This window comes from Qipengyuania benthica, from assembly GCF_030717865.1.
In the GTDB taxonomy this organism is placed as follows: Bacteria; Pseudomonadota; Alphaproteobacteria; order Sphingomonadales; family Sphingomonadaceae; genus Qipengyuania; species Qipengyuania benthica.
In genome coordinates, this window is sequence record NZ_JAVAIL010000001.1 from 523,528 (window position 1) to 537,317 (window position 13,790).

Here is a 13,790-nt window from a genome sequence, read left to right on the forward strand (position 1 = left end):
CGCTAAAAGCCGCCGCGATGAAACGGAAGGATTGCGAAAGCCACTGCCTGGAGCAGAAGAGCCAACAGGATCAAACGCAGCGCCCATGTTCGGCGCATTGCGCTGATTGCATTGCCTTTGAGTTGCTCTTCATAGGCGATGGCATAGCTGGCGGCGAGAACGCTCCTCGCTTGCGCGTCGCGGTCGTGGTCCTGGTCGTGCGTCTCTTCTCCGGCGACGAAATCCGCAAGCCGCGGAGGCTCGTGATAGACGAACAACCACTCCGACAGCAGCACCTGATAGGCCGAAGCGAACAGCGCGGCCACCGAACACAGCGCGAGGAGCAGGATGGCCACGGTCGTGCCATGCTCCAACCCTCCGACATCGATCTCCACGCTGAGCGTACCCAGAGCGAACACCGCGAAGGAGATTGCGGCCACCGGTGTGCTGAGGCTGCCTCGAATTGCCTCACGCCGCGCGCGCTCGGCCAGAAACATCTGCCGGGCGTGCTCCAGATGGAGGTCGGTAACTTTGGCCATCGTCAGGTGATCCGGCGCGTATGGCGAAAGCGCGCATAGCGATTGAGCAGATCGTTGATCAGCTGGTCTTGGTTGAACCCGGTGACATCGTGCGGCTGGTCGCCTTCGGAACTGTGCGCCATCGCGCGGAAGTGGCGCTGCTCTCCGTCGGCAGACTTGCGTCTCTCCACCCAGATGAAGCTTGGCGACAGAAAACTGCGGGACCGCACCGTGTACTGGAACACGCCTCTCTCGCCGTGAGGAATCTTCAGGTCGAGCCGGCCTGCTTCCTCCGAGATTTCGGGCGAGAAGCCGCTCTCGCGCATCTGCGCGGCTACCGCTTCCAGCGCAGGTCTGGCGGTCGCACCGATGAAGCCGGCGATCTGGTCGGCGCTGAAGTGCTGCATCAGCGAGGTCAGGCGTTGCTGCCAGTTGAGTTCGGGATCGGCGGCGGCAGTTTCGGCCGCGGAAAGATCGATCGTCGAGCCGTCCTTCTCCATCTGCAGCGCTCGCAGCAGGCCGACGCAGATGAAGATCATGATGACCGCGAACGGCAGGGCGCTGGCGATCGCTGCAGTCTGCAGCGCCTGGAGACCGCCCGCAAGAAGCAGCACTCCGGCGATCGTACCCGCGCAAACGGCCCAGAAGATGCGCTGCCACACCGGCGGGTTTTCGGCGGCACCCGATGTGATCGTGTCCATGACCAAAGCGCCCGAATCCGCGGAAGTCACGAAGAAGGTGATCACCAGAAGTGTCGCGACAAAGGAAGTGACGGCACCGAACGGCAGCGCCGCCAGCGTCTCGAACAGCGCCACAGGGAGATTGGTGAGAGCGGTCTCGGCGATGGGCGCAATCCCGCCCATGTCGAGAGCGATGGCCGTGTTGCCGAACACGGTCATCCACAGGAAGCTGAACAACACCGGCACCAGCAGCACCCCGCCGATGAATTCGCGGATCGTCCGCCCCCGGGATATCCGGGCGATGAACATGCCTACGAAGGGCGACCAGGCGATCCACCAGCCCCAGTAGAACAGGGTCCAGTCGCCGAGCCAGGGGTTCGGCTCGTAGGCGTAGAGGCGGAAGGTGCGCTGGACGAGCGAATCGAGGTAGGCTCCGATGTTCTGAAGATAGGCATCGAGCAGGAATATCGTCGGCCCGGCGAACATGACGAAGCCGAGCAGCACCACGGCGAGGATGATGTTGAGTTCCGAAAGGCGCTTCACCCCCTTGTCGAGACCGAGAAAGACCGACAGGGTCGCTATGGTCGTTATCACTGCGATCAGCAGCAATTGGGTGGTCACCGAAACGGAAACGCCGAACAGGTAATCGAGACCTGCGTTCACCTGGAGAACGCCCAGGCCGAGCGAGGTCGCCACCCCGAACATCGTTCCGATGACTGCAAAGATATCGACCGAATGGCCGATCGGCCCATAGATTCGGCGCCCGATCAGCGGATAGAGCGGCGAGCGCAGGGCGAGTGGCAGGCCCCGACGGAACGAGAAATACGCCAGCGCAAGACCCACCACGATGTAGATCGCCCACGCATGAAGGCCCCAGTGCAGGAAGGTCAGAACCATCGCCTGCCGCGCGGCCTCGACCGTGCCGCCTTCGCCGCTCGGCGGGGCGGCATAATGCTGGATGGGTTCCGCAACGCCGAAGAAGACCAAGCCGATGCCCATTCCGGCGCTGAACAGCATCGCGAACCATGAAAGATAGCTGTAGTCGGGTTCGCTCTCGTCCGGGCCGAGCTTCACATCGCCATGGCGGCTGAACATCAGATAGATGACGAAGACCAGAAACCCGGCGACGGCGGCGACGTAGAACCAGCCGAAGTCCGAGACGATAGTCGCCTGCAGGCGGGTGAACAGCACCGCAGCCGGCTCCGCAAACACGGCGCCGAACACGGCGAAGAGCAGGATCAGTCCGGCCGAGATGTAGAAGACGGGTGGGTTGACCTGAATTCGCGCGCTTTTCTGCAATGGGGCGGCTTCCTTCAGAACGGGATCGGACAAGACATCTTCCTGCTGGCGCTTGGTACACTCTCTCGAACGCGGCGGACGGCGGTCGGTTGCATGTGCCAGCGCAGAGGCTAGTCGGCGGTCCGGGGGAGCCGGTCGAGCTCGGCAGCCGCAGGGGTGGTACGCGGCAGTATCTGATAGGGTTGCTGCAGTTCGCTCGGCACAGGCTCGCGGCGAAGCTGCCGCCAGATCGCGAAGACCAGGGTCAGCAGGGCGCAGGCGCCGATAAACAGGAACAGCCCCCCTACGCCTGCGGCCATCATTACCCCTGAGCCTGCGGTCGGGCCGACCGCAGCGCCGATCGAATAGGTGAGCACCAGACCGCCGCTTGCGCTCACCCGTTGCTCGGCACTCAGATGATCGTTCGTATGCGCGACGCAGAGGGGATAGAGGGCGAAGCTCAACCCGCCGAATACCGCGCCGAGCACCAGAAGCAGGGGACCGGGCCCTGCGATCCAGGCCAGGCCGGCGCAAACGCCTGTCGCTCCCAGCAGCGTTGCGACGATCACGGTTCGCCGGTCGAAACGGTCGGACAGCCAACCGACCGGCCATTGCAACGCAACCCCGCCGGCGATCACCACGCTCATGAAAAGAGCTATTTGCGACATTTCCAACCCGATCCGACGAGCATAGACGGCACCCAGGCCATAAAAGGCGCCGAGCATCAGACCGATCATGCCGCATCCCACAACTCCCAGCGGCGATGCTGCGTAGAGGCCGCGGACCGACAGCGGTGCCTGTTGCGTCACTGCCGGTTCCTTCAGGCGCGTGAGCGCGATTGGCAGAACGGAGAGCGAAACCAGCAAAGAGGATGCGATGAATGGCGCGGCGGGCGCTCCATCGAGGTTCAGCAGGAACTGCGCCAGCGCCTGTCCGGCATAGAGCGAGATCATGTAGGCAGCCAATACGGAGCCGCGGGTGCTGGGCTCCGCCCTCTCGTTCAACCAGCTCTCGAGACAGACGAAGACTGCTGCGACGCATAATCCGTCCACGAAGCGCAGCAGAGCCCAAAAGGCGGTGCCCTGAAACAGCGTATAGGCAAGCGTGGTGGCGGAAAGCAGGGAAACCGCGGCGGCGAAGGTGCGGATATGGCCAACCCGGCGGATGATGGGCGAGGCGCGCAGAGCTCCGATGGTCAAGCCGACGAAATAGGCGGTCGCCACCAGCCCGATCAAGCCTGCGCGCGTTCCCGCGCTTTCCAGCCGAAAGCTGACCAAGGTCGACATGACGCCATTGCCCGCCATGAGGATGAAGATGGCGAGCAGCATGCTACGAGTGGAGATGAATGAGCTAAGCACGAACAACGAATTTCTCCTCGGACGCTCGGTTCCTTGAGCTGTGGCATTCGGGTAGTCGGAATGAAAATCGGCCGGGCCGATCCATTCGTTTAGGACTGGCGACGAGCGAGTTTGCTGACAGGCAACACCAGCTCGGCACCAAGGCGGACTCATCGTTTCGGCGTAGCTCCATCGCTCGAGCGGCTAAAATCGCCCTTACGAATGAAGGCTGCTTGGGAGAGAGGGTTCGACGCCAGGTGCCGATCGCCTCGGTCGCGCCGGTGCCAGTCTGGAATTCGTAGATGCCGGGGGCGGGAAAGATGATCCAGAGGATCGCCGCCGAAGTGAAAGCCGCTTCGAAGAGGGGAACAAGCAAAGTGACGGGAGTTACCGGGTAATCGAAGCATGCAACCGCCAGCGTGGCTGCAAGAGCGGCGGCGATCAACCCGGGCGTTGTTGCTGTCCGGTGCAGGCCTGCGAGCAGCAGGACGAACAGGAGGGGCGGCAGGAGCGCGAGCAGATACTGCACCGCTCAGGCCAGTTTCTCGACCGAAACCTCATGATCCGCCCTGCCGGTCATCTCGAAGCTCGTGATGTTGCCGATCGTCGTTTGCGCAATCGCCGTCATCGCCTCGCGGGTGAAGAACGCCTGGTGCCCGGTGATCAGCACGTTGGGAAAGGTGAGCAGCCGCGCGAACACGTCGTCCTGGATCATCTTGTCGGACAAATTCTCGAAGAACAGATCGCCCTCCTCTTCGTAGACGTCCAGCCCGACCGAGCCGATCTTGCCGCTCTTGAGCCCGGATATGAGAGCCCGTGCATCGACCACTGCGCCGCGGCTGGTGTTGATCAACATCACGCCTGGCTTCATCTGCTTGATCGCCGCGCTATCGATCAGATGAAACGTCTTCGGGGTGAGCGGGCAGTGAAGCGTCAGGATGTCCGCGCCTGCGAGAAGATCGGGCAAGTCGACCATGACGCCGCCGATCTGCTCCAACTCGGGTGAGGGGCGGGGGTCGAAGGCTTCCACGCGGCAACCGAAACCGCGCAGGATGCGCGCCACGACGAGACCGATCGTCCCGGTTCCGACGATCCCCACCGTCTTGCCTTCGAGGTCGAAGCCCAACAGCCCATCGAGCGCGAAATTGCCGTCGCGTACCCGCGAATACGCCTTGTGGATCTTGCGGTTGAGCGAAAGGGTCAGCGCGACCGTGTGCTCCGCGACGGAAGCCGGCGAATAGGCGGGCACCCGGGCGATGGTAATCCCCAGCCTGCATGCGGCCTCGAGATCGACATGATTGAAACCGGCGCTGCGAAGAGCCACCAGCTTGATCCCGTCTGCCGCAAGCTTCTCCAACACAGTCCGGTCGAGCTGGTCGTTGACGAAGGCGCAGACCGCCTCCTGACCCTTGGCGAGCTGCGCGGTATCGGAGTCCAGTCGGATTTCGAAGAAGGTGAGGTCGTGCCCGGCACCTGCAGCCTCGTTCGCGCCTCTCAAGAAGTGGCGATCATATTCTCGGGAACTGAATACCGCCGTCTTCAAATCTTCCCTCGCTCAGCAAATCGCGTCCGGTTGACGTCAGTGCCACGCGTAGTCGGGGCTCGCTTCGCCCCTGCTTCGCTATCGATCGCCTGTTCACAACTCTCTTCGACTGCGACAGCACGCTGTATTTCCCAATACCCGCGGCGGGTCGCGGCCGTGCTTACCAGAACGGTGTGCCGCCCGATAGGCGCTTGTGCGCGTTCTACAGCAGCCGAGTCGCACTCCCGCAACGACTGCGATAAAGCTAACCGGCCGTTTGCCCGAGAAGATGATCCACCGGAAAGGGAGTAGAATTCACCAGGCTCCAGCCGTCGCCCACGAGCTTCTTGCGAAGGGACCGGCCCGGTTCGACGTCCCTTTCGATTTGTCTTTCGAAGGCCTTCCGTCCCATTGCAGCCAAGGAGAGGAACAGGCGCAGTCCGCGAGAGGGGCGCGACCACGACGAGGATGTCGAATAGAAATCATGACCTCCTTCGGTTGCCGCAGGCATGTAGCTGGTGCTGCATGCGCTGGTCCGGGACGAAGCTCTGAGCGGCGCCTGCCTCGCAGCGTGGCGCGACCGCTGTGCGCGACTGTTCGGGGATGCTTCTCCCTTGCGATGTGCGGGCGCGAGCCGCGATGAGGCCGCCCGAATGATTGCTACGAAGCCAAGTTAGGACGGGACTTGCAAGGGCACCCGTTCGACACGATCCTCGCCCATCGCGGAGCGCAGAACCCGTTCGTAGCCGTGACGCTCGACCAGCCGCCGCGCGTGGTTGGTCTTGAGTTCGTGCGCGAACCAGGCGAGCGTCTTTTCAAGTCCCTGATCGAGCGCAGTGGTCGGTTGCCAGCCGAGCAATTCCTTGGCCCGTGCGATGACCGGCCGCCGCCGCTTGGGGTCGTCGGTGGGCAGTTCGCGATATTCCAGCTCGAGCGGGTGGCCGATGATCGCCGCCAGCGCATTGACCAATTGCTTGATGGTGATCTCCTCCGGATTGCCGATATTGACCGGCTGCAGCTCGGCAAGCGGCGATTCCATCAATCTGCGAAGCCCGTCCACCGTATCGGCAACATAGCAGAAGCTGCGGGTCTGACTGCCGTCCCCATAGACCGTGAGCGGTTCACCCGAAAGCGCCTGACAGACCAGGTTGGAAATGACCCTGCCATCGTCCATCCGCATGTTCGGTCCGTAGGTATTGAAAATGCGGGCCACGCGGACTTCGGCACGTCCCGCCCGCGCGAAATCGAAGGCCAGCGATTCGGCGGCACGCTTGCCTTCGTCGTAGCAGGCGCGCGGACCGGTGCAGTTGACGTGGCCGCGGTAGTCCTCCGGCTGCGGGTGGACCTCCGGATCGCCATAGACCTCGCTGGTGGAGGCCAGCAGGAGCCGGGCTCCCGACTGCTCCGCCAGCCGCAGCAGCCGGTTGGTGCCGAGCACGCTGGTGAGCATCGTATGCTCCGGATTCTCCTGGTAGAGCGGCGGCGAGGCGGCGCAGGCGAGATTGTAGATCCGGGTGAACTCGCCCGCGCGCTCCATCACCTCGGCGGGGAGCGGCTCGGTGATATCTGCGCGGACGAAACGGAAGTTCGCATGGTTCTGCAGCCCGAGCAGATTGGTCTCGCGCGACGTCTGGAGATTGTCGACGCACATCACCCGCTCCCCCGCGTCGAGCAGCGCCCGGCCAAGATGCGAACCGACGAAGCCGGCACCGCCAGCGACCAGCGTCAAACCTCTACGACCATTCATACTGCGACACCTTTCCTGTGGTTGGCGAACGGGCCGTACCGATCCGTTCGAGATCCTGTTCGAGTTGTTCGGCGCGGCGCTCGGCGCTGTGGTGCGCCAGCACCGCCTCGCGCGCGGCCATGCCGATCCCGCGGGCCGATGCGTCGAGCGCCGCGAGGACGTCTTCGGCGCCATCGGCGAGGACGATCTGCTCGCCCGGCTCGAAGATGCTGTCGATACCTTGCCAGCGGTCCGAGATGATCGGCGTGGCGCAGGCGCCCGCCTCGAACAATCGCACGGAGGGCGACCATCCGGCTGCGATCATGTCCGCGCGGGTGACGTTCAGCGTGAAGCGCGAAGCGGCGTAGAACTCCGGATGTTCCGAGGGCGGAAGATGCGCGATCCGCTCGACATTGGCGGGCCATTCGAGGCTGTCGGGATATTGCGGACCGGCGATCACAAAGCGCAAGTCGGGGCGCCGGCGGGCCGGTTCGAGCAGCAGGCGATCGAGCGTGGGTTGCCGGTCGGGGCTGTAGGTGCCGAGATAGGACAGATCCCAGCGCGTCGGTACGTCGAGCGGACGGTACCGCCGCGTGTCGACCGAGCAGTAGAGCGGCCGAGCGCATGGCGAGCCGAATTCTTCCTCCAGCCGGGCCAGTGTCGGTCCGCCGGTGAAGGAGAAGTAGATGTCGTAGCCTGGGATGATCTCGGGCGACAGATATTCGTAATCGCCGCGTGCTAGCTTGGCGAGGGTTACCGGCGTGTCGATATCGTAAAAACAGGTCGTCCCGCGAGCGGTATTCTGGACCCAGCGGCCGACCTCCACGCCGTCCGGAACATAGGAGCCGACCATCACGGCGTCGGCCGCGCTCACCTGTTCGCGCCAACGAGCGAGTGCGGCGAGGTCGTCGTAATAGGCCAGCCGGCAAAAATCCGGGTCGCTCAGATCGCGGTTCTCGGCGTACCAGGGCTGGGTGCGTTCGAGGAACAGAACCTCATGCCCCAGCGCCGCGAATGCGCCGAGCAGGGCGCGGAATGTGGTTGCGTGGCCGTTTCCCCATGAAGAGGACAGGCTGAGGCCGAGCACGACGAGCTTCATGCCACCGTCTCCCGGGCGTGCAATTCGTCGAAGGCGGCATCGACCTCGACAGCGCGCAGTTCATAGGTGTGTTCGGCCAGAACCCGATCCAGGGCGGCCGCCCCTATGCTTTCGGCGCGCTCTCGCTCCAGGCTGGCGAGGATTTCGGCGACATCCTTGCCGTCGCGGGCAACCAAGACTTCTTCTCCGGGTTGGAGGAACATTTCGATCCCCTCCCATGCGTCGGTGATGAGGCATGCTCCCGCACCCGCCGCCTCGAACACGCGTGTTGCGGGCGAAAAGCCGACGTCGGCCATGGAATCGCGTGCCACGTTGAGCACCGCGCGCGGCGTGCAGTTGAAGGCGTTGTGATCGCCGGTTCCGACATGGCCGATCGCCTGCACATTGGCGGGCAGCGCCTTGTCGCTCCAGCCATTGCCGCCGAGCAGGAAGCGGCTTTGCGGCAGTAGCTGGGCGGGCCGCAGGAAGAACTCCTCGACCCGCGCCTCGCGGTCGGGCAGCCGGTTGGCGAGAAATCCCAGGTCGCAGGCGAACTGCGGCTTGGCGGGGACGGGGTGGTGGGTCACCGGGTCGAGCGCGTTGTAGATCGGCACGCAGCGCTTCGCGCCGAACCCGCGATAGGCCTCGACCACCGGCGGCCCCCCGCCATAGGTGAAGACGGCGTCGAGCCGCGGCAGCGCCTCGCGGACCGGGTGCGAGGGATCGCGTCGCATCTCGTCGAGCGTCGCCGCGGCATCGACGTCCCAATAGATCGTCAGCGCGCGGCGATTGGCATGCCGCAACACCCCTTCGAGCAGTTCACGGTCGAACACCCCGACGCCGTTCGCCTTGACCACGATATCGGCCCCGCCGGCTTCGGCGAGAACGCTGTCGAGACCCGCTTGGGTCGCGGGATAGACCACCGAGCGAAGCCATTCGGGCGGCTCGATGTCGCGATGCTGCTGGCGGTCGAAGGCATCGGGCTCGTAGAAGGTAATCGTATGGCCGCGATCGGCCAGAGCCCGCAGGATTCCGCGGTAGTAGGTGGCCGCGCCGTTCCAGTAGGCGGACAGGATGCTGGATCCGTAGAATGCTATCTTCATGCAATCATCCTCGCATCGCCGTGCGAGCCCAGCTCGTCGGCGATGTTCAACAATCCGTCTGCGCGATGGGCGCAGGTGTGATGGCGGCGGATGGTTTCCAGGCCGCTCGCGAGAAGGGTGCGGCGCAGATCGGGATCTTCCTGCAGCGCGCGCAGGTGCCGGGCCATTTCGGCACCGTCGCGCGCGACCAGATAGTCCTCGCCGGGGCGGAACAGATGCTCGGCATCGTCCCACGGGGCGGAGACCAGCGGGATGCCGCAGGCCAGCGCCTCGAAGACGCGGATGGTCGGGATGCCGGGGAGAGTTTGGGCGTAGTACCGCCGGGGGACGTGGACGGTCGCCAGATGGCGCGCGAAGATCGTCGGCGCCTGCGCGTTGGGCGCCCAGCCGCGATAGCGGGCGCCGTAGCGCTCCAGCATCTCCAGCGCTTCCCGCGGATAGCGCACTCCGTAGATGTCCAGCCCGAGCCCGACTGACTGTGCCGGCTCCAGCAGGAAACGGGCGAGCTCTTCGCTGCGTTCGTCGTCGCCCCAATTGCCGATCCAGACGAGCCCTTCGCGCTCCACTTCCTGCGCTGGGGGATGAAACCGGCGGGTGTCGGCGGCTTCGTGCCAGGTCCACACCCGGTCGCCCCAGCCCCAGCCGCGATAAACCTCGGACAGCGCTTCCCCGAAGGCGAGCACGCCGTCGAAACCCGAAAGATCGAAGGCGCGCATCTCCTCGGGCGCGCTTACTGCGCGGTGATGCGTGTCGTGGAACAGCAGGCGGAAGCCGGCACCGCGCTTGCGCGCCGATCCCAGCCGCGCGATCAAAGCCGGATCGTTCCACTCGTGAACGATCACCAGATCGGCATCGGCAGCCAGTTCGGCGGGATCGGCATCCTCGCAATAGACCGAGGACGAGAGACGAGGATAGCTTTTGCGCCACGCAGCGAGACCTTCGTCGCCGTGATCGCGAAGCAGATTCTCCAGGCTCCACGCGCCTTGCGGTTCAAAGGCTTCCACCGCGTGCCCGCGCATCGTCAGCTCGTCGAGCAGTCCACGCAGGAAATGCGCATTGCCGTGATTCCAGCACGATTGCAGCGAATGGGTGAAATAGGCGATCTTCATGCCGCCACCTCTTGGGCAGCCAGCGCCGCCTGGTAGATCGCGATCATCCGCTCGGCACTGGCGGCAGGGGTGTAGTGGGCGCTCCGCTCGCGCGCCGCCGCGCCCACCGCATTGCGCCGTTCGCGATCATTCATCAGCGAGGCGATCGCGGCGGCGAAGCCCGCCGAATCCTCGCTGTCGACGAACAGCGCCGCTCCCTCCCACAATTCGCGGAACGTCGGGATGTCGGACAGCACCAATGCGCAACCCGCCGAGGCCGCCTCCAGCACCGCCAGCCCGAACGGCTCGAAGCTCGCCGCCGAGACGAAGACGGGCTTCAAATCCAGCAATCGCGCGAGGGCCGCTTCGCTCTGGTAACCCAGGCACTGGAGGTTCTGCGGCGCGTATTCCTCGCCATGCGGACCGCGCAGGGTACCCGCAGCCAGAAACGCGCCCTCGATCTGTGCGGCGGCGCGATCGAGAACGCGGGCGTTCTTCACCGGGTCCCACAGCCGACCGACGGTCAGCGCTGCATCGAGCTGGTGCATGCGGTCGCCGGTGCCGAGCGGCGCGCGCCCGTTGTGGACGACGATCGGCACCTGCGAGAGGCCGTAGGTCTCGCGAAGGGTCTGCCCGAAGCTGTCGCTCGGGGCCACCACGGCATCCGCCGCGCGAAGTCCCGCGCGCATCATCCGCGCGTGCCAGTCGAATTGCGGGTCTAGGGGCTCGTCACGGGCGGCGCGCCACCAGGTGGCGACGCAGCCATGCGCCACCGCCACAATTGGAACCGGGAAGGGGGCGGCCGCCATCACCGCGGGACTGTTGCAATGAACGAGATCGACACCGCGCCGCCTCGCCAGATCGGCGAGCTCGCAGGCCGCTTGCTCGACCGGCTCGGGTCCATCGGCCAGCCAGTCCAGCGCGAGGCCCGTTTCCAGCAGGGACAGGCCGGAGATTACAGCCGCCTGCTCACGCTGCTCGACGCTGACAGCCGGGCCGAGCACCGCGAGCGTGATGCGGTGGCCGCAGTCCGCCAGTTCGGAAGCCAGCGTAAGCGCATACTGCCATACGCCGCCAACGGCATCGGCGGTCATGAGGATATGGAGGGGATAGGCCGCTTTCATGCGGTCGCTCGCGCCGCTGCGGAGGAGGCGATCTGGGCATTCGCCGCAGCGCGGGACCGCTGCAGCCAGTCCGCGAGATCGCGCACCCCGTCGCGCCAGCCAATTCGCGGCCCGAGGCCGAGAGCGCGCTCGGCGCGGCGCGTGTCGGCGACGAACCACAGCTGATCGCCCGGGCGGGTCGGTGCGAAGTCCACCGGTGGGCGTCGCCCGGTGATCCGGCCGATCTCCTCGATGAGAGTAAGCAGGCTGATCGCATTGTCGGGCCCGCCGCCCCAGTTGAAGGCGCGGCCCGCGACCGCATCGATGCGATCCAGCATGGCGAAGTAGGCGTCGCAGGTATCGCGGATGTCGCAGACGTCGCGCACCTGCTCGCCATCGCCGAACAGGGTGATGGTCTCGCCGGCAAGCGCGCGGATCAGGAAATGCGCGACCCATCCCTGGTCCTCGGTGCCCATCTGCCGCTCGCCATAGATGCAACTCATCCGCAGCACTGCCGTGCGCATCGCGAAGCTCCGACCATAGTCGAGGACGTACTGGTCCGCGGCACCCTTCGAGCAGCCGTAGGGCGTGTGGAAGGCGAGCGGCTGATCTTCCGACACGCCGTGCCGGCGGATGGCGGCATCGACGGGAGCATAGCCATGCTCGCCGGCGCAGACCGCGAGCGAGCCGAGATCGCCATAGACCTTGTTGGTCGACGCATAGATGACCGGCACGGAGGGGTTCGCGGCGCGGATAGCCTCGAGCAGATTGAAAGTGCCGGCCACGTTGACCTCGAGATCGTCGCGCGGATCGACCATGCTGGTGGTCACCGCGACCTGCGCGGCAAGATGGTAGACCGCATTTGCGCCGCGAACAGCCTTGGCGACCGCCGTCCGGTCGCGGACATCGCCGATCACCGGCTCGATCCGGTCGCCATGTGCGGCGCAGAGCCAGTCGAGGTTCTGCTCGACCCCCGCTCGGCCCAGCGTGTCCAGCACGCGGACGCGGTGGCCGCGCTGCGCAAGGCGATGAGCAAGGTTCGAACCGACGAAGCCCGCGCCCCCGGTGACCAGAACGGTGTCGTTCCCTCCGCCGCTCATGCCACCAGCCCGCGCCGTTCGAGTTCGCTGCGCGCTTCGCCGACCCGGTCCTCGGCACTTTGCTCGGCGACCCATTGCGCCAGTTCGGTCAGGCGCTCGGTGAAGCCTTCGCGCGCCTCGAAGCCAAGCGTTTCGCGCGCCAGCGTCGTGTCGCAGAAGCAGTGCCGGATATCGCCCGTGCGGGCCTTGCCGACGATCTCCGCCTCCAGCCCCTCGCGACCCATGGCCTGCGCAAGGTCGCGCGCGACGCTGGCGATCGAACGGTCGTGGCCCGATCCGATGTTGAAGGTGCCGCCCGCAGCATCGGGATGGAACAGCGCATCGGCGAAACCCCGCGCCACATCGCGCACATGCACGAAGTCGCGGCGTTGCTCGCCGTCCTCGAAGATCATCGGCGGCTGCCCGTTGAGCAGCCGCGAGGCGAAGATCGCGAGTACGCCGGTATAGGGGTTGGAGAGCGCCTGGCCCGGGCCATAGACGTTGAACAATCGCAGGCAGACGCTTTCGATGCCGTAAGGCGCACCCATGATATGGGTGATCTGCTCCTGCACGTATTTGTTGAGCGCGTAGATCGACGAGAGGTTCGGCCGCTTCCATTCGGGCGTGGCCATCGGCGAGAGCGATCGCCCCTGCGCGTCCAGCGGTTCCCAATTGGCCTGCCCGTCGCGTAGCGTGCTGCGCGCGGCGTCTTCGACCATCGCTCCGTCGGCGTTGCGATAGAGGCCTTCGCCGTAGATGCTCATCGAAGAGGCGGTGACCACCCTGCGGACCGGATGATCGATCAGCCTTTCGAACAGCACGGCGGTGCCGACGTCGTTGGTGGAAGTATAGCGCTCCACCTCGTACATCGACTGGCCGACGCCGACTTCGGCGGCGAGATGGATCACACTGTCGCTGCCCTCGAGCGCGCTGGCGACCGCGTCGCCGTCGCGCACGTCGGCGTGGACGAATTCGACCTCGTCTGGAAGCGGAGCGGTTCGGGCGTCCTTGCCGTGCACCTGCTCGATCAGGCTGTCGAGCACCCGGACCCGATGGCCCCGCTCGAGAAGTTCGCGGCAGACTGCCCTGCCGATGAATCCGGCACCGCCGGTGACCAGAATACGCTCAGTCAATCCTCTCTCCCACAGAATTCGTAGTTCGCGTCTTGCCAATAGCTACCCTGTTACGGGCCGCTATTGGGCCTACTACCTGCCGGGATAACAAAATAACAAATGTTAATTAACATTGGCTATTTTTGCCTTCGCCTTCAGGTGGCGTTATCATGACGCTCGAATGACC

At 65.0% G+C, this 13,790-nt stretch carries 12 protein-coding genes; all 12 read right to left on the reverse strand.

Annotated features, from left to right (window positions below; genetic code table 11):
• Nucleotides 1-2: 2 nt before the first annotated feature.
• Nucleotides 3-518 carry a hypothetical protein gene (locus Q9K01_RS02620; RefSeq protein ID WP_305928647.1) on the reverse strand — a complete coding sequence of 172 codons (516 nt, stop codon included), beginning with the start codon at nt 516-518 and terminating at the stop codon, nt 3-5.
• Nucleotides 519-520: 2 nt separating this feature from the next.
• On the reverse strand, nt 521-2,509 hold the full coding sequence (locus Q9K01_RS02625; protein ID WP_305928648.1) for a BCCT family transporter: 1,989 nt from the start codon (nt 2,507-2,509) through the stop codon (nt 521-523).
• 77 nt (nt 2,510-2,586) lie between these two features.
• On the reverse strand, nt 2,587-3,813 hold the full coding sequence (locus Q9K01_RS02630) for an MFS transporter (RefSeq protein WP_422785276.1): 1,227 nt from the start codon (nt 3,811-3,813) through the stop codon (nt 2,587-2,589).
• Nucleotides 3,806-4,321 (reverse strand): L-lactate permease, encoded by a 516-nt coding sequence (locus Q9K01_RS02635; protein WP_305928650.1) that lies wholly within the window; start codon nt 4,319-4,321, stop codon nt 3,806-3,808. The genes Q9K01_RS02630 and Q9K01_RS02635 overlap by 8 nt, the downstream gene beginning before the upstream one ends.
• A 3-nt stretch (nt 4,322-4,324) precedes the next feature.
• The gene (locus tag Q9K01_RS02640) at nt 4,325-5,335 is read right to left on the reverse strand and encodes a 2-hydroxyacid dehydrogenase (RefSeq protein ID WP_305928651.1); all 1,011 of its coding nucleotides are present in this window, start codon (nt 5,333-5,335) and stop codon (nt 4,325-4,327) included.
• 652 nt (nt 5,336-5,987) lie between these two features.
• Complete coding sequence (locus Q9K01_RS02645; RefSeq protein ID WP_305928652.1) at nt 5,988-7,061, reverse strand: UDP-glucuronic acid decarboxylase family protein; 1,074 nt, start codon at nt 7,059-7,061, stop codon at nt 5,988-5,990.
• On the reverse strand, nt 7,048-8,139 hold the full coding sequence (locus tag Q9K01_RS02650; protein ID WP_305928653.1) for a CgeB family protein: 1,092 nt from the start codon (nt 8,137-8,139) through the stop codon (nt 7,048-7,050). Before Q9K01_RS02650 ends, Q9K01_RS02645 begins: the two co-directional genes overlap by 14 nt.
• Nucleotides 8,136-9,221, reverse strand: coding sequence for a CgeB family protein (locus tag Q9K01_RS02655; RefSeq protein ID WP_305928654.1), 1,086 nt, complete (start codon nt 9,219-9,221; stop codon nt 8,136-8,138). Before Q9K01_RS02655 ends, Q9K01_RS02650 begins: the two co-directional genes overlap by 4 nt.
• Nucleotides 9,218-10,330 (reverse strand): CgeB family protein, encoded by a 1,113-nt coding sequence (locus tag Q9K01_RS02660; RefSeq protein WP_305928655.1) that lies wholly within the window; start codon nt 10,328-10,330, stop codon nt 9,218-9,220. Before Q9K01_RS02660 ends, Q9K01_RS02655 begins: the two co-directional genes overlap by 4 nt.
• Nucleotides 10,327-11,433 carry a glycosyltransferase family 4 protein gene (locus Q9K01_RS02665; RefSeq protein ID WP_305928656.1) on the reverse strand — a complete coding sequence of 369 codons (1,107 nt, stop codon included), beginning with the start codon at nt 11,431-11,433 and terminating at the stop codon, nt 10,327-10,329. The genes Q9K01_RS02660 and Q9K01_RS02665 overlap by 4 nt, the downstream gene beginning before the upstream one ends.
• Entirely contained in the window at nt 11,430-12,512 is a 1,083-nt protein-coding gene (locus Q9K01_RS02670) for an SDR family NAD(P)-dependent oxidoreductase (protein WP_305928657.1), read from the reverse strand. The genes Q9K01_RS02665 and Q9K01_RS02670 overlap by 4 nt, the downstream gene beginning before the upstream one ends.
• Nucleotides 12,509-13,624 (reverse strand): SDR family NAD(P)-dependent oxidoreductase, encoded by a 1,116-nt coding sequence (locus Q9K01_RS02675; protein WP_305928658.1) that lies wholly within the window; start codon nt 13,622-13,624, stop codon nt 12,509-12,511. The genes Q9K01_RS02670 and Q9K01_RS02675 overlap by 4 nt, the downstream gene beginning before the upstream one ends.
• Nucleotides 13,625-13,790 lie beyond the last annotated feature (166 nt).

What these genes read in the sequence shown, in the direction of transcription:
- Q9K01_RS02620 (WP_305928647.1), bottom strand. Translation starts at nt 518, where the DNA reads ATGGCCAAAGTTACCGACCTCCATCTGGAGCACGCCCGGCAGATGTTT.
- Q9K01_RS02645 (WP_305928652.1), bottom strand. Translation starts at nt 7,061, where the DNA reads ATGAATGGTCGTAGAGGTTTGACGCTGGTCGCTGGCGGTGCCGGCTTC.
- Q9K01_RS02650 (WP_305928653.1), bottom strand. Translation starts at nt 8,139, where the DNA reads ATGAAGCTCGTCGTGCTCGGCCTCAGCCTGTCCTCTTCATGGGGAAAC.
- Q9K01_RS02655 (WP_305928654.1), bottom strand. Translation starts at nt 9,221, where the DNA reads ATGAAGATAGCATTCTACGGATCCAGCATCCTGTCCGCCTACTGGAAC.
- Q9K01_RS02660 (WP_305928655.1), bottom strand. Translation starts at nt 10,330, where the DNA reads ATGAAGATCGCCTATTTCACCCATTCGCTGCAATCGTGCTGGAATCAC.
- Q9K01_RS02665 (WP_305928656.1), bottom strand. Translation starts at nt 11,433, where the DNA reads ATGAAAGCGGCCTATCCCCTCCATATCCTCATGACCGCCGATGCCGTT.
- Q9K01_RS02670 (WP_305928657.1), bottom strand. Translation starts at nt 12,512, where the DNA reads ATGAGCGGCGGAGGGAACGACACCGTTCTGGTCACCGGGGGCGCGGGC.